Consider the following 18,844-nt stretch of genomic DNA (forward strand, 5'->3'; position numbering starts at 1 on the left):
GTCGAGGCTCCGCCGGCACCCACCACCCCGGCCATGACCACGTCCCAGGCCAACGCGGTCCGCATGGCGAACAACTACCTGGAGTTGATGGCGTTCTCGCGGACGGGGCTGATCAAGCAACTCCAGTACGAGAAGTTCTCGGCGGCCGACCGAACAGGCGGACAAGAAGGCCGCCGAGTACATGGAGCTCCAGGCGTTCTCCCGCGACGGGCTGATCGCGCAGCTCAAGTACGAAGGGTTCACAGCGGCCCAGGCCGCACACGGGGCGAAGTCGGTCGGCCTGTAACCCACTCACCGGCCCGCCGGGCCTCACCAGCTGACCTGCAAGGACTCCAGGCCGCGGAAGAAGAAGCTCGCGATGTAGGTGGGTTCGAACCCGTCGGTGAGCCGGACGTCGGGCAGCCGGTGGAACAACGTCTCCAGCGCCACCCGGATCTCCGCTCGCGCCATCGGCGCACCGGGGCACACGTGCAGTCCCCGACCGAAGGCGAGGTGGTCGCGCACGTTCGGGCGGTCGAGGTCGACCTGGTCGGGCTTCGGGAAGCGGGACTCGTCGCGGTTGCCCGACCCGAACAGCAGCAGCAACGGTGCCCCCGCCGGCAGAGCCGTCCCACCCAGCTCGGTGTCGCGCGTCGTGATCCGGAAAAGGCCGCGGTGCGGGGCGTCGCGGCGCAGCGCCTCCTCGGTGGCCTTCGGGATCGTCTTCACCGGGTCGGCGAGCAGCCGTGCGCGGACGTCGTCGTTCTGCAGGATCAGCAGGACCGTCGCGGTGATCGCGTCGCGGGTCGTGTCGAACCCGGCGACCCGGGCGGCGCCGCGGACGATGTTGTGGACGTACTCGTCGGGTAGGCCAGGGAAGCCGTTGGCGCCGTGGACGAGATCGGACAGCAGGTCCTCGCGGGGCCGGCTGCGCCGGTCGTCGATCAGCGCCTGCAGGAGCGCGTGTACTCGGCCATCCGGCGCGCCGAGGTCACCCTGTCGGCGACTGGCGCCAGCGGGTTCCACAAGGTGTTGACGTCGTCGGTCCAGCCCTGGACACGGGCGGTGTCCTCGGCCGGGAAGCCGATGATCGCGCTGATGACGGTCTGCACGAACGGGATCGCGTAGCCGGCGACGAGGTCGGCCTGGTCGCCGGCGAACCCGTCGATCAGCTCGTCGGCGCGGGCGCGCATCGTGGGCAACATGGCGCGGACCCGGGCGCCGGTGAAGCCGGCGTCGAACACGCGGCGGAAGCGTTCGTGGTCGGGCTCGTCCTCGTTGACGACCATCGTCGTCTCCGGCACCCCGCCCCGGCGCAGCTCCTCGACGACCTCGGGCGGGTTGTCGTAGATCATCGGGAGCGCGGCTTTCGACGAGTACGTCTCCCGGTCGTCGATGACCGTGAGCAGGTCCTCGTAGCGGGTGACCATGTAGGCGCCGAGGGTCGCGCTCAGCGCGGGCGGACGTTCCCGGGCCGAGCGGTAGAACAGGTGCGGGTCCTCCCGGTGCGGGCTGACCATGGGGTTGAAGTCGAACGCGGCGTCGTCGACGGACGTCTCGGTGGTGGTCACGACGGGCACCTTCCGTGGTGGGGGCGGCGTCGAGCGACGCTACGAAGTGATCCCGGTCACGGTCGATCCGTTAGGCGCAGATCGGCGATCCGATTCCCGCAGCTCAGGCGCGGCGCAACGTCTCCGACGGCGCGCAGCCGTACCGGCGCCGGTACTCGCCTGCGAACCGGCCTGTGTGCGTGAACCCCCAGCGCGCGGCGACCTCGGTCACCGATGTCCACGCCGGGTCGGCCGCCACCAGATCGGCGTGCGCGCGGCGCAGCCGCACCTGCCGCAGGTACGCCGTCGGTGTCTCGCCCACGTGGCGGGCGAACCCGTCCTGCAAGGCCCGTGTCCCCACCCCGACGCGGCGCGCCAGGTCGGCCACCGTCCACGGCGTCGCCGGTTCGGCCTCCAGGAGCTCGACCGCCTCCCGCACCGTCGAGGACCGCGGCGCTGCCGGCCGCACCGCCATCGCGTCCCGGTACGGATGGTCGAGAGCGTGCAGCAGCGATACCAGCACGGTGCGCGCCAACGGCCGCGTCACCATCGGCGACGCCAGCGGGCCCTCCGGCTCCTCCACCAGCGCCACCAGGCTGCGTGCCAGCGCCCACCACTGCCGTCCCGCCGGCGACCGGAGGTCCAGCCGCGGTTCCAGCGGCACCACCGCGCGGACGGGCCGGTCGCTGAGCTCCGCCACCGCTGACTCCAACGCGTCGCGCTCGATCTTCAGCCCGAACAGCCGCCCACCCCCGGCCCAGCCGTGCAGCCGGGTCCGCCCGTCGGGCCGGTACACGGCTGCCACCTGCGGCGACACGCAGACATCGGCATGCCCGGTCCAGGTCCGCAGGTCGCCGTCGAGCGGCACGTTGACCTCGTAGCCGGTCTCCAGCTCGCCGGTCTCCAGGCTGACCTCGCCCGAGTACGCGAGCAGCCCGGCCGACACCGACCCCAGTGTCACCGCTGCGAGCGACATCGCGAACCCGGCGCCCTCCTCGAGCACCGCGAGCCGGTGCGGGAAGTAGACGCGCGCGACCGCCTCCTGCGCCTCGTCCCGGGCGCGGGTCGTCATCGAGATGGCCGGCATCCTCGCCTCCGCTCCCGACCAGGATGCGGGGCGGACCGGCACCGTCAACCGTGGCGTTCGGCGGCGGGGAACCGGGGAAGGGGCCGCTACCGGGCGGCGCGCCATTCGTCGGCCAGCAGGGCGTAGGTCATGCCGTCGAGCCAGCGGCCGTCGCGGTGCAGCGAGTCGGCCACCGCGTACTGTTCACGCCGCATCCCCAGCCGCTCCATGAGCCGCCACGACGGCTCGTTCGCCGCGAAACACGACGCGAACACCCGCCGCAACCCGAGGTCGTCGAAACAGATCCGCAGCAGCTCACGGGCGGCCTCGGTGGCGTAGCCGTGGCCGGCGAACCGCGGGTCGAGCGACCAGCCGATCTCCGCCTCCGCGCCCGCGGCCTGCTCCTTCACCTCGTGCTGCGCCCACCCGTCCTGGACCCGTAGGTACAGGTCACCGATGACGTCGCCGTCCTCCTCGATCATGATCGTCGTCGGCAGCCGCTCGGCGAACCGGACCCGCCATGCGTCGAGGTCGTCGGGCAGCCGGGTCAGCCATTGCCCGACCTCGGGGAGCCGTCGGTAGCCGAAGACCGCGGCCACGTCGAGGATCGTCGCCGCGCGCAGCGACAACCGTTCCGTCGTGACGGGCCAGGGCAGATCGGCGAGAGTGCGTGCCACCCCCGGCATTCTGCCGATGTCGCGGCCACGGGTCAGGCCGCGGCGCGGGCCCGGCGCGTCGCCAGCACCATCTTCGCCAGGTAGACGGGCCCCGGCGGCACCCAGCCCAGTTGCTTGGCCATGCCCATGTCGTCGCGGTTGGCCCAGTGTTCGACCACCATGCCGTCGACGAGCCGCAGCCAGTGCGTCTGCGGAGCCGCGAAGGCGCGGCCCGTCGCCGGGAACACGGTTTCGATCGCGCCGTCGGCGGTGTGGACGTGGAATGGGCCGGTCTGCCTGCCGCTCATCGTCGTGTGGGCGACGACGAGGTCGCCCTCCTGCACGACCTCCCGCACCTCCCACCGCAGCCCCGAGTGCGCGGTGGCGAGCCAGCGGGCCGTGGCCACGAACGCCGCCGGGCCGCGGCCGCGGCAGGCGAGGGGCTCGCGGACGGCCTCCCGGTTGGTCGCGTCGGGATGGATCACCTCGGCCAGCGCGGCCTCGTCGCAGGCCGACAACGCATCGAACATGCGGCGGAGGAGATCCTGGACGTCGGTGGAACTCGCGGTCATGGCTCCCCAGGGTCGGCGGCGTCGACGGTCGGAGTATTCCCCCGCACCCCCGCAGACGACCAGCAGCCCGACCCGAGCAGGACGAACGTTGCGACCATGGGCCGTCCTTCACGCGCCGAGGACGTCGGCGATCATGCGGTGTCCCTGCTGTTCGAACGCCTCGTCGCCCACCCGGAACGCCCACACCGCGGTGCCGATGGCCTCGCGTAGCAGCTCCCGTCGCCACCCGGGCTGCGTCCGCGGGTCGTGGCCGTAGCCGTCGACGAACGCCGCCTCCAGGTCGGGCCGGCCGCGGAACTGCTGCACCTGGAGCCGGCAGAGGTCGGTGTGCGCGGGCCGCAGGTCGGCGCGGCCGAGGTCGATCACCGCGACGACCCCGTCGTGGACGAGCCAGTTGCGCGGCTGCCAGTCGCTGTGGGTGGGGACGAGCGTCGCGGGCTCGTCGGGCCACGCCGCGACCTCGCAGCGCAGCCGGGCCGCGGTCTCGGGGTCGACGCGGTGCGCGGAGTCGAGGTGCGCTTGCGACCGCTCGCGCATCCGGCGCTCGTAACCGGTGTCGACGGTGCTGGCCTGCTCGTGCAGCCGCGCCAGCAACCGTCCCGCCTGCCGGTACGTGTCCGGGTCCGTCTCCTCGGGCCGGCCCTCGACGAGCTCCCCCGGAAGGTACGCGGTGACCAGCAGTTTCGCGGCGGGATCGCCGTGCAGCAGTTCCGGGGCGCTGCCCCGCCACGGCCGCAGCCACTCCTGGTGCGCGCGCAGCTCCCGCGCGATGTGGTGATCGGCGTCGTCGCCCGCCTTGACGATCACGTCGCGACCCTCGTGGCGCAGTTGCAGGACCGTGGTGCCGACGATCCCCCACGACAGGTCGCGCACCAGCTCCGCGCCGGGGAGCCAGGCCTGCAGCAGCGCTGTCTGGCGGGGGTCGAGGCCTGTCACCGTCGGACCCTAACCGGCGCCCCCGAATCGTTTGCCGGGCGTTGGCTTTCGGCTGGTGATCCGCTTCCGGTCCGCTCCATAACCTCGGTGATGTGATCGTCACGCCCCCGGCACCCTCCCCCGTTCTCGTCGACCCCCGATTGCTGCCGACGGGCCTGCGCCGATCCGCCGCCGTCGTCGCGGCGGGGTGCGCGGTGGCGCTCGTGCTGCTCGGCGTGCTCGTGGCCCACACGGCCGCGCCGACGTCGTTCGACGCGTGGGGCGAGCACCTGGTTCGGGGCCTGCACGTGCTTCCCGACGGCTGGACCGATGTCGCCGTCGCCGCGGGCGAGCCGGTGTTCGTGGTCGCGGTCGCGGTCCTCGTCGGGGCGTGGTGCGCGTGGCGGCGGCGGTGGCGCCCCGCCGCGGTCGTCGTGGCCGGTCCGGGGCTGACGGGTATCGCCGAGCTGGTGCTCAAACCGCTGGTGGGGCGCACGATCGCCACCGGCGACCTGGCGTTCCCCAGCGGCCACACGGCGGGGGCGACGGCTCTCGTGCTGGCTCTGACGCTCGTCGTCGCCGGGGTGGTGCGGGAGCGTCGCGTACTCGCGCTGACGGTCGGCGCGCTGCTGACCGTCGCGGTGGCGGTGGTCGTCGCGGTCGGGCTGGTCGCGGAGCGGGCCCACTACCCGACCGACACGATCGGCGGATTCTGCCTGGCCGTGGTCATGACGGTCGTCGCCGCCGCCGCGATCGACCGTGCTGGAGATCGTCGATCGGGTGCGTGAAGCGACGGATCCGTCGCCGTACGCACCCGATCAGGGTCGGGTCGTCGGGCGCTTCTCCTCGGGGCCGGTCGGCGGGACACTCCGGCGGTGGCTGCCGTCGTGGTGAGGATCGTCGGCAGCTTCGCGGTGGAGTCGCACGGTTCCGCCGACGTCACGCTCGGCAGCCGGAAGGCACGCAGGCTGCTCGCGGCGCTGGCCGTGCACCGCACCCGGACCGTTCCCGCCGACGAGCTGGTCCACGTCCTGTGGGGTGACGCGCCGCCGGCCCGGCCGGTCGAGAACGTCGCGACGCTGGTCAGCCGGCTGCGGGCGGCGGTGGGACCGGCCGTGGTGCTGGGTGGGCGGGACGGGTACCGCCTCGGCGGCCCGCCCGAGGTCCGTGTCGACGTCGACGACGCGGCACGGTTCGTCGCCGAGGCCACCGCCCGGACGGCCACCGAGCCGGGTCTCGCGGCCGCGGCGGCGCAGCAGGCGTTGCGGCTGCTGGGGACGGGCGCCGTGCTGGTCGACGAGGCCGACGCCGACTGGGCGGCACCGGCGCGGGCCGAGGCGGAACGGCTGCTGCGCGCGGCCCGGCTGGTCGCGGCGGACGCGTCGACACGCTGCGGGGACCACGTCACCGCGGTGGCCGCCGCGGCCGCGGCGCTGGCCGACGACCCGCTCGACGAGTCCGCGGCCCGGCTCGCGATGGCCGCCCACCAGGCGTCGGGCGAGCCCGCGCACGCGCTCGCGGTGTTCGAGCGGCTGCGCGTCGCGCTCGCGGACTCGCTCGGCGTCGATCCCGCGCCGGAGACGCGTGAGCTGCACCTGGCCCTGGTCCGCGGGCGGCGCGCGCCCCCGGGCCGGACACCGCCGACGAGGCCGCCCACGGGCCGGCCCCCGACGGGCCGAGACCGTGAGTCCCAGGTCCTCCTGGATGCGTGGACCGCGGCCGTGGCCGGCCGGGGCGGGCTGGTGCTGCTCGTCGGGGAGGCGGGGATCGGGAAGACGACGCTGGCGGACCGGCTCCGGGACACCGCCACGTCGACGGGCGGGCGGGTTCTGTTCACCCGCTGCTACGCGGCGGAGCGGTCGCTGTTCCTGCAGCCGTTCGTCGACGCGCTGACGACGACGTTGTCCGGGATGTCCGCACCCGACCTGGTAGCGGCCGCGGGCCTCCACGCGTCCGCCCTCGTCGACCTGTTCCCCCCGCTCGCGCCCGTGCTCGGCCCGCCGGCCGCGGAACGGACCAGCACCGACGTCGCCACGCGCCGCACGTTCGAGGCCGTGACCGGCGTCCTCGCCGCGCTCGCCGCTGGGCAACCGACGCTGCTCGTGCTCGACGACCTGCAGAACGCCGGCGCCGCGACGGTCGAGCTGGTGCACTTCCTCGCCCGGCGCACCGCGGACACGCCGCTGCTGGTCGTCGCGACGGTGCGCGTCGAGGAGGGCCACGATGTGTTGGCGTTGCTGGGGCCGGTCGGGTCCCAGCTCGCGGTGGGCCCGCTCGACGCCGCCGCCGTCGCGACGCTCGCCGCTGCGGCGGGGCACGCCCCGATGGCCGACGCGATCCTGGCCCGCACCGGCGGGCACACGCTGTTCGTCGTCGAGACGCTCGGCGGGCTGCGCGCGGGGGCGTCGGACGTGCCGGCGTCGCTGCGGTCGGCGGTCGTCGACCGGCTGGAGCCTGCGGGTGCCGACACCACCGACCTGTTGCGGGCGGCCGCGGTGGTCGGGGCGAGCGTCGACCCCGAGGTCGTCGCGGGGATGCTCGGCGTGGCGGCGCACGTCGCGGTGCAGCGGTGCGAGCGGGCCGTCGCCGCGCGGCTGCTCGTGCCCGCAGGGTCGCGGTACGAGTTCGCGAACGACCTGCTCCACGAGATCCTCTACGCGACGACGCCGGAGCCGCTGCGGCGTGCCCACCACCACCGTGCCGCCGACCTGCTCGCGGACACACCTGAGGCGGTCGCGGTGCACGCGGCCGCGGTACACGACCTGGTCCGCGCGGCCCGCGCCCTGGAGGCGGCCGCCGCGGAGGCGACCCGACGGGGTGCCATGACCGACGCCGAGATCCTGCTGGGCCGCGCGCTGAGCCACGCGGAGCAGGCCCGGGCGACCGGCGACGTCGCCCGCGTGTACCTGGCCCGGGGCCGGGTCCGGGAGGCGATCGGTGAGTACCGGCGCGCGGCCGGCGACGACCACGCCGCGCTCGCGACGGCCCGTGACGTGGGTGACCGCCACAGCGAGATGCTGGCGTTGCGGGCGCTGGGCGGGCACGCGTCGCTGGCCATCGGGGTGCCGGCCGCCGAGTGCGCGCGGTCGTTGCGGGCCGGGCTGGTGATCGCGGAGTCTCTGGGCGACGACGCCGTGACGGCGGAGATCCTCGGCTGGTCGGCGGTGCTGTCCACCAACCGGCTGCGGTTCGCCGATGCGCTCGCGTCGAGCGAACGGGCCGTCGCGGCGGCCAGGAGGTCGGGATCGGACACGGCGCTGGCGGTGGCCCTCGACGGGCGCAAGAACGCCCTGACCTACCTCGGGCGGTTCGCCGAGCTCCCGCCCGTGCTGGCCGAGCTCGAACCCCTCCTGCGCCGGTCGGGTCATCTGGAGCTCCTGCAGTGGTGCGTGTTCGAGTCCGCCTTCCCGGCCGTGGCGCGCGGCGACTGGGCGACCGCGCAGTGCCGCATCGACGACGCGTTGGTCGTCAACCGACGCAGCGGGCACCCCGTGCACGAGTCGTGGTTCGTCGCCCATCTCGGCTGGGTCGCCCGTCTGCGGGGTGACATCGACGGTGCGCTGGCGCACGGTCGGCGGGCCGTCGCGCTGGCCTCGTCGCTGTCGCACCGGTGGTTCGTCTCCGACGCGGGCGCGGTGCTCGGTGCGACGTTGATCGAGGCCGGTGAGCGGGCCGAGGCCGTCCGGGTGCTGGAGCGGTCGCTGGAGCGGGCCGGCCCCAACGGCGCCGAGGCGCACCTGTTGCGCTGCCTCGGCCCGTTGGCGGAGGTGACCGGGTCGGCGACCGTCCTGGCCGACGCCGACGCGTTGCTCGGCTCGATCGACGCGCCGCCGGGCTCGGCCTGGTTCGGTGGGTGCGACGCCTACCTCTCGATCGGGCGGGCCCACCTCGCCCGCGGCGACCGTGACCGGGCCGCGGCGGCGGTCGCGCCGCTGCTCACGGCGTCACGCGACGAGGGATGGACCGCGCTCGAACCCCTCGCGCGCGCCGTCGCCGACCGGGCGGGCGCGGACCTCACTGACCGGGCCGGCGCGGACTAGACCAGCTCCGCGAGCAGTTCCGCGACCCGCCGCGCTCCGTCCGACCGGACCGGCGGTGGGTGGACGTCGCGCGCCAGCTCGCCGGCCAACGCGGCCGCGAGCTGCTCGGGGCCGGTGTCGGCGTAGTCGAGGCGACGGCCGGCTCCGTGCCGGTCGAGGCGGTGCCGGACGTGGATGTTCTGCTCGAAGTGGTTCTGTACCGGCACGTGGACGAACGGGCGCCCGCTCACCGTGAGCTCCATCGTCGTCGTCAGCCCGCCCTGCACGAGCGCGACGTCGCACGCGGCGAGGTACCGGTGCAGGTCGGGAACGTAGCCGTGAACCTCGACGCCCGGCGGCGCGGCGAGCGCCGCAGGGTCGATCCGCGGGCCCGCGACGACGACCATCCGCAGCCCCGGGATCGCCCGGGCGATCGCGGCGTGGGCGTCCAGGGCCCGGCGCAGCAGGTGCAGGCCCACCCCGGAGCCGCCGACGCTCACCACGCAGACCCGGTCGTCGCCACCCCAGCCGAGCTCGGCGCGCAGCGCGTCGCGATCGGTGACCGGTTCGAACCCGGACACCCACCCACCGAAGTCGTAGTTGCGGGCGGTCCACTCGCGGATGGGCGGCAGGTCGGGGCCGAAGTCGAGGGGCACGACGTCGTCGGGGTCCCCGATGAACACCGCGCGGTCGCGCAGCCGCGGCGTCCGCGCCACCTGGTCGAGCATCTGGGCGTTCATGTCGGCGGTCAGCGCGGCCTCCCTGCCGCCGCCCGCGGGCATCGGCAGCCAGCCGACGAAGTCGGTCAGCCAGGCGTAGGCGGCCGTCTTGAGCTCGGGGTTCTCGTGCAGGAAGTGGTCGACCTCCCAGCCCTCGTCGGCGATCCACAGGTCGTAGGGGTCGTCGCGGACGACGTCGGCGAAGACCATGAAGTTGGCGACGAGGATCTCGTCCATCCGGCGCACCGCCTCGAAGACGCGCAGGTCGTGCTCGCCGGCCTCGGCCTCGATGTGCGCGGACTCCCCCGCGAGCCACGCGCTCGCCGGGTGCACGCGTTCCCCTGCCTCGGCGACGACGCCGGCGACCGGTGGTTGGGCGAGCCAGTCGATCTGCAGGCCGGGCCGGGCACGGCGCAGCTCGGCGGCGATCGCGAGGTCGCGGCGGACGTGCCCGAGACCGATCGGCGAGCACACCAGGAGGGCGCGTTTCGGCCGGTCGAGCGGGCGCCGCCACCGCCGGACCGGCTGCGGTGGCTCGAAGCGGGCCGCGAACCCCCGGATGGCCGTGTTCACGACGACGGGTTCCCGCGCCATCGGCAGGTGCCCGGCACCGTCGAGGACGAGCAGCTGCCCGTCGACGAGCTCGGCGAGCCGTTCGCCGCGCTCGGGCGGCACGCAGCGGTCCTCGGTCGCGGTGATCACCAGCACCGGGCACTCGACGGACCGCGCCACCGCACGGGTCGCGGCGAGGTCGAGCGCGCCCGGGGCCCGGCCCACCACGATCAGCACCTCGGCCGAGGTCCCGAGCCCCCACTCGACGCCGTCCTCCCACACCTTGGTCGAATGCGGCTCGACGAGCAGCTCCCCGAAGAAGAACTCGAGGAATCCGCGCAGGTCACGTCGCCAGTAGTGCCAGTTGTCCTTCGCCCATCCGTCGTCGGTGTCCAGCGGTGCCCGGTGGTCGTGGACGGAGCGGGCGGGCAGCCCGGGCGCGAGCGCGACCGGGTTCGGGCAGATCGCGACGACCCTGAGCACCCGCTCCGGGTGCCGGGCCGCGGCGACGATGCACCGCCATGCCGCCGAGCAGTGCCCGACCAGGACCGCCTGCTCGACGTCGGCGGTGTCGAGCACCGCGACCAGGTCCGCGACGAGGGCGTCGAGACCGAGCCGCGCGGGGTCGGTGCACCGGTCGGAGCGCCCGTTGCCCAGTGGGTCGACCGTCACGACCCGGTGGTGGCGCGCCAGGAACGGCACCTGGGCCTTCCAGAGGCGTGAGTCGACGATCGGGCAGGGCGGAACGAGGAAGACGGTCGGTCCGGCCGACTTCGCGCCGAACACCTCGTAGCCCAGCCGGTAGCCGTCCCGCTCGACGAACCCCGCGATGTCGGGTTGCAGCGCGCGCATCGCCCACCTCCCGGTGCCAGTGTCGGCGCGGCCATTGCAGGCCCATTGCAATCCCGGCGCAACCACCGTCCGGACGCTTCCCCGGCACACGACCGATACGACAGGGGGCACGTCGATGGCACTCGACCAGGACAAACTGATGGATTTCGTCTTCAGGTTCGCCGGTGACCTGGGCGCGACGATGGCGGCGGGAAACGTCGTCGTCGGGCACCGGCTCGGGCTCTACCGGGCTCTGGCCGACGGCCCCGCCACCGCCGACGAGCTCGCCGACCGGACCGGCTGCCACCCCCGCTACCTCGCCGAATGGCTGCGCGGGCAGGCCGCCGGCGGCTACCTCACCTACGACGCGGACGCCGGCAGGTTCGCCATGACCGAGGAGCAGGAGTTCGCCCTCGCGAACCCCGACGGACCGGTGTACCTGCCGGGCGCGTTCGTCCTGGCCCTCGGCGCGCTGAAGGCCGAACCGCGGATCACCGAGGCGTTCCGCAGCGGCGCCGGGGTCGGCTGGAACACCCACGACGACGACGTGTTCGACGGCTGCGAGCTGTTCTTCCGGCCCGGGTACGTCGCCAACCTGGTCGGGAGCTGGCTGCCCGCGCTCGACGGCGTCGTCGGGAAGCTCACGGCGGGCGCGCGGATCGCCGACGTCGGCTGCGGGCTGGGCGCCTCCAGTGTCCTGATGGCCGCCGAGTACCCGCGGTCGACGGTCGCGGCGTCGGACTACCACGCGGGGTCGATCGAGCAGGCGCGCAAGCGGGCGGCGGACGCGGGCGTCGCGGGGCGGGTGTCGTTCGAGGTGGCGGCGGCGCAGTCGTTCACCGGGACCGGCTTCGACCTGGTGACGACGTTCGACTGCCTGCACGACATGGGTGATCCCGTCGGCGCGGCCCGCCACGTCCGGGAGGCGTTGGAGCCGGACGGCACCTGGATGATCGTGGAGCCGGCCGCGACCGACACCGTGGAGGGCAACCTGAACCCGGTCGGCCGGGTGTACTACTCGTTCTCCAGCTTCCTGTGCGTCCCGAACGGGCTCTCGCAGCCGGGCGGCTACTCGCTCGGGGCCCAGGCGGGCGAGGCCGCGATCGCCGCGGTCACCCGGGACGCGGGGTTCACCCGGTTCCGGCGGGTTGCCGAGACGCCGTTCAACAACGTCTTCGAGGCCCGCCCCTGACCGTGACCGTGCTGGAACTGCCCTGTGAGTGGCGATAGTCGCTATAGCGACTATCGCCACTCACAGGGCATCCGGCGGCCGGCAGTGAGATCGCCATCGTGACGCCGCCGCCGGGGGTGTCCTCGGCGGTCAGCCTGCCGCCCATGACCTCGGTGAGGCCCCGGGCCACCGACAGGCCGAGGCCGACACCGGTCGCGTGCCGGTCGCCGAGCCGCTGGAACGGCGCGAACAGCTTGTCCTGCTGCTTCTTCGGGACGCCGGGGCCGGAGTCGACGACGCGCAGCTCGGCGCGGCCGTCGTGGACGCTGGCCCGCAGCACGACCGGGGCGCCGCGGCCGTGGCGCAGCGCGTTGTCGACGAGGTTGGCGACGACGCGTTCCAGCAGGCCGACGTCGGCGACGACGTCGGGCAGGTCCTCCGCCAGCTCGACGACGACCCGCTCGGCCTCGGTGAGCCCGAGCAGGGCGCGGGCGGCGACCTCGTCGTAGCCGATGGGTTCGAGCAGGGGGTCGACGGCGCCGGCGGCGAGCCGGGACGAGTCGAGGAGGTTGTCGACGAGTCCGGTGAGCCGGTCGGCCGACTCCTCGACGGTCGCCAGGAGCTCGGTCCGGTCGTCGCCGGAGAGCGGCAGCGACGCGTCGCGCAGGCTCCCGACGGCAGCCTTGATCGAGGTCAGCGGGGTGCGCAGGTCGTGGCCGACGGCCGAGAGCAGGGCGCTTCGGGTCTCGTTGGCCTCCGCGCGCCGCTGGGCGCGGCGGGCCTGTTCGTCCGAGCGCTGGCTGCGCAGGGCGAGCAGGGCCTGGCCGCCGACGGTCTCCAGCAGCCGACGGTCGTAGGCGGGCAGGGAGCGTCCGGTCCCGACGAGGTGCAGCCCGTACTCGACCTGGACGTCGACGTCCGCGTCCTCGGGGCGGGCGCAGTCGGGCGGCCCGGAGACGGCGACCCGCCGCCAGTCACCGCCGTCGCGTTCCAGCAGCGCGACGCTGCCGAGCCCGAACGTCTCGCGCACCTGGGCCAGGAGTCGCGGCACCGGGTCTGCCCTGGTCAGGACGGTGCGCGCGAACGAGGCCAGCAGCGCCGCCTCGGTCCGGGCGCGGGCGGCCTGTTCGCCGCGGCGGGCGGCCCGGTCGACGACGAGCGCGACCAGCACCGCGACGACCAGCATGACGACGAGGGTGACCGCGTTCTCGGGCTCGTTGATCGTCAGCGAGTACCGCGGCGGGGTGAGGAAGAAGTTCAGCAGCAGGCCGCCGAGCAGCGCCGCGAGCAGGGCCGGCCCGAGGCCACCGACCAGGGCGGCGACGATCGTCGCCAGGAAGAACAGCACGACGTCGGTCGACAGGCCGATGACCTCGCCGAGGGTGGCGCCGAGGACGGTCGCGACCACCGGCCCGACGACGCCCAGCACCCAGCCGAGGAGCCGCCGGTTCGTCGGCAGGGCAGTGCGCACGCGTGGCACGCGCAGGGCGGACCCGGCGGCGCCGTGGGTGACCATGTGGATGTCGATCGACCCGGACTCGGCGACGACGTGGGCGCCGATGCCGGCGTCGAAGAGCCGGGCGAAGCGGGAGCGTCGCGACGTCCCGAGCACCAGCTGGGTGGCGTTGGCGCCGCGGGCGAACTCCAGCAGCGCGTCGGCGACCCCGGCGGCCCCGGAGTCGCCGACGACGGTGTGGAAGCTGGCGCTGACGTCGTCGGCGAGGCGCCGCAGCGCGGTGCTGGCCCCGACGGGGGCTCCGGCCAGGCCGTCGCCGCGCAGCACGTGCACGGCGAGGAGATCGGCCTGACCTGCGCGTTTCGCGATGCGGGTGGCGCGGCGCAGGACGGTCTCCGACTCGGGTCCGCCGGTGAGCGCGACGACGACCCGTTCGCGGGTCTCCCAGGTCTCGCGGATGTGGTTGTCACTGCGGTAGCGCTGCAGGGCGACGTCGACCTCGTCGGCCACCCACAGCAGCGCCAGCTCGCGCAGCGCGATGAGGTTGCCGACCTGGAACCAGCTGGCGAGCGCGGCGTCGACCTTCTCGGCGGCGTAGACGTTGCCGTGCGCGATCCTACGCCGCAGCGCCTCCGGGGTGATGTCGACGAGCTCGATCTGCTCGGCGCGGCGCACGAACTCGTCGGGCACGGTCTCGTGCTGGCGGACGCCGGTGATCCGTTCGACGACGTCGTTGAGCGACTCCAGGTGCTGGATGTTGACAGTGGACAGGACGTCGATCCCGGCGGCGAGGATGGTCTCGACGTCCTGCCAGCGTTTCTCGTGCACGCTGCCGGGGGCGTTGGTGTGGGCGAGCTCGTCGATCAGGACGACCTCGGGGCGCCGGTCGAGGACGGCCGCGACGTCGAGCTCCCCACCGACGCGGGTGTCGCGCCGCGGCAGGACCTCGAGCCCGTCGAGCAGCTCGGCGGTCCGCGCCCGGCCGTGGGTCTCGACGACGCCGACGACGATGTCGGTGCCGCGGTCGCGTCGGCGCCTGGCCTCGCACACCATGGCGTAGGTCTTGCCGACGCCCGGCGCCGCGCCCAGGTGGATGCGCAGCTCCCCCGGTGTGCGAGGCCCGGTCATCCTCACTCCTGTCGTGACGTCGTCGCTGCCGCGATCGCGGCGTTGAGCTCCGGCACGTTCACCGTGGGCTCGCCGAGGAAGCCGAGTATCCGCCCGTCCGTCGCGTCGGCGACGAGCTGCTGAACCCGGTTCTCCGACAGGCCGGTCACCCGCACGACCCGCACGGTCTGCAGCGCCGCGTAGCCGGGGCTGATGTCGGGGTCGAGGCCGGACGCCGACGCCGCGACCGCGTCGGCGGGCACCGCGGCGGGGGCGACGTCCTCGCGCTGGGCGATGAGCGCGCGGCGTTGCGACACCACCGTCAGGAGGTCGACGGAGTCCTGCGCCTTGTTCGACCCGCCGGACGCGGGAAGCGACGCCACCGAGGGCCGGGTGTGGAAGTACGGGTCGGCGGCGGCGTCGGCGGCCACGGGGTCGACGGCGACCACCGGGACCGGGCCCTGCCCCTCGGCCGTGGCGGACAGCCCCGGAATCCGGGACACCCCCCACACGAGCAGCGGGTACACGAGGCCGCAGAGCACGGTGAAGACGATCAGCACGGCGAGGCCGGTGCCGGCCTGCCTGCGCAGCGTGGTGAACACGTCACATTCCCGGGATCAGTCGGACGAGCAGGTCGATGAGGAAGATGCCGACGAACGGCAGCACGACGCCGCCGAGTCCGTAGACGAGCAGGTTGCGCCGCAGCAGCCGGTCGGCGGAGGTGGGCCGGTAGCGCACGCCGCGCAGGGCCAGCGGGATCAGCGCGACGATGATCAGCGCGTTGAAGATCACCGCGGACAGGATCGCCGACTGCGGCGAGTGCAGCCCCATCACGTCCAGCGCGCCCAGCGACGGGTAGAGCGTCGCGAACATCGCCGGCAGGATCGCGAAGTACTTCGCGAGGTCGTTGGCCACCGAGAACGTCGTCAGCGCACCGCGGGTGATGAGCAGCTGCTTCCCGATCTCGACGATCTCGATCAGCTTCGTCGGGTCGGAGTCGAGGTCGACCATGTTGCCGGCCTCCTTGGCCGCGGCCGTCCCCGTGTTCATGGCGACGCCGACGTCGGCCTGCGCGAGCGCGGGCGCGTCGTTGGTGCCGTCGCCGGTCATCGCGACGAGCCGGCCGCCCTCCTGCTCCCGCTGGATGTAGGCCATCTTGTCCTCGGGCGTGGCCTCGGCGATGTAGTCGTCGACGCCGGCCTGCGCGGCGATGGCGCGGGCGGTGCGGGGGTTGTCGCCGGTGACCATGACCGTCCGGATCCCCATGGCCCGCAGCTCGGCGAAGCGGTCCGCGATACCCGGTTTGACGACGTCGGAGAGCCGGATGACGCCGAGCACGCGGTCGTTCTCGGTGACGACGAGCGGGGTGCCGCCCTCGTCGGAGATGGCGTCGGTGACGGGGTCCGGGACGGTGACCGCTCCCTTGCGGATCCGGCGCCCGCCGATGTCGATCCCGGACGTCCGGGTCTGGGCGGTGAAGGGCACGAACTGGGCCCGCGCTTCCTCCGCCGACGCCTCGCGGGGCAGCGCGAACTCCCGCACGCAGAGATCGACGACGCTGCGCCCTTCGGGGGTCTGGTCGGCGAGGCTCGACAGCCGGGCCACCGACGCGAGCTCCGTGACCGACACCCCGTCGTCCGGGATCAGCTCGGTGGCCTGCCGGTTGCCGAAGGTGATCGTGCCCGTCTTGTCGAGCAGCAGGGTGTCGATGTCGCCCGCGGCCTCGACGGCGCGACCCGATGTGGCGAGGACGTTGCGCTGCACGAGCCGGTCCATGCCCGCGATGCCGATCGCCGAGAGCAGGGCACCGATCGTCGTCGGGATGAGGCACACCAGCAGCGCCACCAGGACGACGACGCTCTGCGGCCCGCCCGCGTAGGCGCTCATCGGCTGCAACGCCACGACGGCCAGCAGGAAGATGATCGTCAAGGCGGACAGCAGGATCGTCAACGCGATCTCGTTGGGTGTCTTCTGCCGCGACGCCCCTTCGACCAGCGCGATCATGCGGTCGACGAACGACTCCCCCGGCTTCGTCGTGATCTCGACGACGATGCGGTCCGACAGCACGGTCGTCCCGCCGGTGACGCTGGAGCGGTCGCCGCCGGCCTCCCGGACGACGGGTGCCGACTCGCCGGTGATGGCCGACTCGTCGACGGTCGCGATGCCCTCGACGACGTCGCCGTCGCCGGGGATGGTCTCGCCCGCCTTGACGACGACCCGGTCCCCGACCGCGAGCTGCGACGCGCCGCGGGTGGTGCCGTCGACCATCCGGGCGACGGTGTCGCGCTTGGTCTTCCGCAGCGACTCGGCCTGTGCCTTGCCCCGGCCCTCGGCGACGGCCTCGGCGAGGTTCGCGAAGAGCACGGTGAACCACAGCCAGCCGGCGATCAGCCAGCCGAACAGCGTCGGCTGCCAGATCGCGTCGAGCGTGACCAGCACCGAACCGGTCCACACGACGAACACGACCGGGTTGCGCAGCTGGGTGCGGGGGTCGAGCTTTCCGAACGCGTCGGGGACCGAGGTCCACAGGCTGCGCGGGCTGAACGCCCCCGCGTCCACCGATGCGGGTCTCTCCAGGGTGGTCGTCATGCCAGTGCCTCCGCGATGGGCCCGAGCGCGAGCGCCGGGAAGAAGGTGAGTGCGGCGACGAGGACGACGGTCCCGGCGACGAGCACACCGAACAGCGGTTTGTCGGTCGCGAGGGTCCCGGGGTCCGTCTCGACGCGGCGTTGCCGCGCGAGGGAACCGGCGAGGGCGAGGACCGCCAGGATCGGCACGAACCGGCCGAGCAGCATCGCGATCCCGAGCGTCGACTGGAAGAAGTCGCTGGTCACGGTCATCCCGGCGAACGCGGAGCCGTTGTTGTTGGCGGCGCTCGCGTAGGCGTACAGGACCTCGGAGAAGCCGTGCGCACTGTCGTTGTTGAGCGCGTCGAGGGTGCCGGGCAGGGCGATCGCGAGGCCGGCGCCGACGAGGACGACCGTCGGCATCACGAGGATCGACACCGCGGCGGCGGTGACCTCGCGTCGGCCGAGCTTCTTGCCCAGGTACTCGGGGGTGCGGCCGACCATCAGCCCCGCCAGGAACACGGCGATGATCGCGAGCACCAGCAGCCCGTAGAGCCCGGCGCCCACGCCACCCGGCGCGACCTCGCCGAGCAGCATGTCGAGCAACGTCACGCCGCCCGCGCCGCCCGACCAGCTGTCGTGCAAGGAGTTGACCGCGCCGGTGGAGGTGCCGGTCGTCGACACCCCGAACAGGATCGACGACGGGATCCCGAAGCGGGTCTCCTTGCCCTCCATCGCTCCGGCCGCGATCCCCGCCGCGCCGGTGGGGTGCGTCTCCGCGAGCCAGGCGAGCGTCAGCATGATCGCCCACAGGCCGCCCATGACGGCCAGCAGGACCGAGCCCTGCCGGCGGTTGCCGACCATCGTGCCGAACGTGCGGGTCAGCGACACTGGGATGACCAGCATCAGGAAGATCTCGAACAGGTTCGACAGTGCGTTCGGGTTCTCGAACGGGTGCGCCGAGTTGGCGTTGAAGATGCCGCCGCCGTTGGTGCCGAGCTGCTTGACCGCCTCCTGGGAGGCGGTGGGAGCCAGCGGGAACGTGGTGCCACCCACGTCCGCACCGGAGCGCAGCGACATCGTCACACCCATCACCAGCAGCAGGACGGCGGCGACGAACGCGAACGGCAGCATGATGCGGACGACCGCGCGGGTCAGGTCGACCCAGAAGTTGCCGATCCGGTCGGTGTTGCTCGCGACGAACCCCCTGACCAGCGCCACGGCCACCGCGATGCCGACCGCCGCCGACAGCACGTTCTGCACCGTGAGGCCCGCCATCTGCACGGTGTTGCCCAGCGTCTGCTCGGGGACGTAGGACTGCCAGTTCGTATTGGTGACGAACGAGATCGCCGTGTTGAACGCTGTCGCCGGACCCACCGAGCCGCGGTCGAACGATGCGGGCAGCAGCGGCTGGAGCCGTTGCAGCAGGTAGAGCAGCACGATCGAGACGAACGAGAAGCCCAGCACGCCGGCGGCGTAGACGGGCCACCGCTGCCCGGACGACGGGTCGACCCGCACCACCCGGTAGATCAACGCCTCGACCCGCCAGTGCCGCTGCGTGGTGAAGACCGTCGCCATCCAGTCCCCCAGCGGAGCCCGACAGGCCGCGAGCAGGACCAGCAGCAGGGCGACCTGGAGCAGACCGGCGAGGGTGTCGTTCATGACAGTCCCTCCGCGGGGCCGC

At 73.6% G+C, this 18,844-nt stretch carries 14 protein-coding genes and 2 pseudogenes; 5 read left to right on the forward strand and 11 right to left on the reverse strand.

Annotated elements, in window-relative coordinates:
• Positions 1-33: 33 nt before the first annotated feature.
• Together PSU4_RS33030 and PSU4_RS31880 are read left to right on the forward strand one after the other, a co-directional pair.
• Positions 34-135 (forward strand): annotated as a pseudogene (locus PSU4_RS33030) (Ltp family lipoprotein); the annotation flags it as partial.
• A 28-nt stretch (positions 136-163) separates the two neighbouring features.
• Positions 164-286, forward strand: a pseudogene (locus PSU4_RS31880) (Ltp family lipoprotein); the annotation flags it as partial.
• Between the two features lie 23 nt (positions 287-309).
• Here the strand turns inward: PSU4_RS31880 and PSU4_RS32400 are convergent.
• The 6 genes from PSU4_RS32400 to PSU4_RS15855 form a co-directional block, all read right to left on the reverse strand.
• Entirely contained in the window at positions 310-1,005 is a 696-nt protein-coding gene (locus tag PSU4_RS32400; protein WP_246115146.1) for a cytochrome P450, read from the reverse strand.
• Positions 924-1,550 carry a cytochrome P450 family protein gene (locus PSU4_RS32405; protein ID WP_246115147.1) on the reverse strand — a complete coding sequence of 209 codons (627 nt, stop codon included), beginning with the start codon at positions 1,548-1,550 and terminating at the stop codon, positions 924-926. The genes PSU4_RS32400 and PSU4_RS32405 overlap by 82 nt, the downstream gene beginning before the upstream one ends.
• A gap of 103 nt (positions 1,551-1,653) precedes the next feature.
• A complete protein-coding gene (locus tag PSU4_RS32795; protein WP_186816983.1) occupies positions 1,654-2,616 on the reverse strand; it encodes an AraC family transcriptional regulator in 963 nt (320 codons plus the stop codon).
• Positions 2,617-2,702: 86 nt separating this feature from the next.
• Positions 2,703-3,272 (reverse strand): GNAT family N-acetyltransferase, encoded by a 570-nt coding sequence (locus PSU4_RS15845; RefSeq protein WP_222596276.1) that lies wholly within the window; start codon positions 3,270-3,272, stop codon positions 2,703-2,705.
• 32 nt (positions 3,273-3,304) lie between these two features.
• The gene (locus PSU4_RS15850) at positions 3,305-3,823 is read right to left on the reverse strand and encodes an ester cyclase (RefSeq protein ID WP_147108734.1); all 519 of its coding nucleotides are present in this window, start codon (positions 3,821-3,823) and stop codon (positions 3,305-3,307) included.
• A gap of 108 nt (positions 3,824-3,931) precedes the next feature.
• A complete protein-coding gene (locus tag PSU4_RS15855; protein WP_147108737.1) occupies positions 3,932-4,759 on the reverse strand; it encodes a phosphotransferase in 828 nt (275 codons plus the stop codon).
• A 92-nt stretch (positions 4,760-4,851) separates the two neighbouring features.
• Between PSU4_RS15855 and PSU4_RS15860 the strand changes: the two genes are divergently transcribed.
• Both PSU4_RS15860 and PSU4_RS15865 read left to right on the forward strand, forming a co-directional pair.
• Positions 4,852-5,526 (forward strand): phosphatase PAP2 family protein, encoded by a 675-nt coding sequence (locus PSU4_RS15860; protein WP_147108740.1) that lies wholly within the window; start codon positions 4,852-4,854, stop codon positions 5,524-5,526.
• Positions 5,527-5,613: 87 nt separating this feature from the next.
• Entirely contained in the window at positions 5,614-8,778 is a 3,165-nt protein-coding gene (locus PSU4_RS15865) for an ATP-binding protein (protein ID WP_147108743.1), read from the forward strand.
• Here PSU4_RS15865 and PSU4_RS15870 read toward each other — a convergent pair.
• The gene (locus tag PSU4_RS15870; RefSeq protein WP_147108746.1) at positions 8,775-10,880 is read right to left on the reverse strand and encodes an alpha/beta fold hydrolase; all 2,106 of its coding nucleotides are present in this window, start codon (positions 10,878-10,880) and stop codon (positions 8,775-8,777) included. The two genes, PSU4_RS15865 and PSU4_RS15870, sit on opposite strands and share 4 nt — an antisense overlap.
• Before the next feature lie 139 nt (positions 10,881-11,019).
• Between PSU4_RS15870 and PSU4_RS15875 the strand changes: the two genes are divergently transcribed.
• Positions 11,020-12,051 (forward strand): class I SAM-dependent methyltransferase, encoded by a 1,032-nt coding sequence (locus PSU4_RS15875; RefSeq protein ID WP_246115148.1) that lies wholly within the window; start codon positions 11,020-11,022, stop codon positions 12,049-12,051.
• Here the strand turns inward: PSU4_RS15875 and PSU4_RS15880 are convergent.
• The 4 genes from PSU4_RS15880 to kdpA are packed head-to-tail and all read right to left on the reverse strand — an operon-like array spanning position 12,023 to position 18,822.
• The gene (locus PSU4_RS15880; RefSeq protein WP_147108752.1) at positions 12,023-14,614 is read right to left on the reverse strand and encodes a DUF4118 domain-containing protein; all 2,592 of its coding nucleotides are present in this window, start codon (positions 14,612-14,614) and stop codon (positions 12,023-12,025) included. The two genes, PSU4_RS15875 and PSU4_RS15880, sit on opposite strands and share 29 nt — an antisense overlap.
• A gap of 2 nt (positions 14,615-14,616) precedes the next feature.
• Complete coding sequence (locus tag PSU4_RS15885; protein ID WP_147108754.1) at positions 14,617-15,195, reverse strand: potassium-transporting ATPase subunit C; 579 nt, start codon at positions 15,193-15,195, stop codon at positions 14,617-14,619.
• 1 nt (position 15,196) lies between these two features.
• Positions 15,197-17,182, reverse strand: a complete 1,986-nt coding sequence (gene kdpB, locus PSU4_RS15890; RefSeq protein WP_147108757.1) for a potassium-transporting ATPase subunit KdpB — start codon at positions 17,180-17,182, stop codon at positions 15,197-15,199.
• A complete protein-coding gene (gene kdpA, locus PSU4_RS15895) occupies positions 17,179-18,822 on the reverse strand; it encodes a potassium-transporting ATPase subunit KdpA (RefSeq protein WP_147108760.1) in 1,644 nt (547 codons plus the stop codon). Before kdpA ends, kdpB begins: the two co-directional genes overlap by 4 nt.
• Positions 18,823-18,844 lie beyond the last annotated feature (22 nt).

The sequence above is a fragment of the Pseudonocardia sulfidoxydans NBRC 16205 genome, assembly GCF_007989085.1.
GTDB lineage: Bacteria > Actinomycetota > Actinomycetes > Mycobacteriales > Pseudonocardiaceae > Pseudonocardia > Pseudonocardia sulfidoxydans.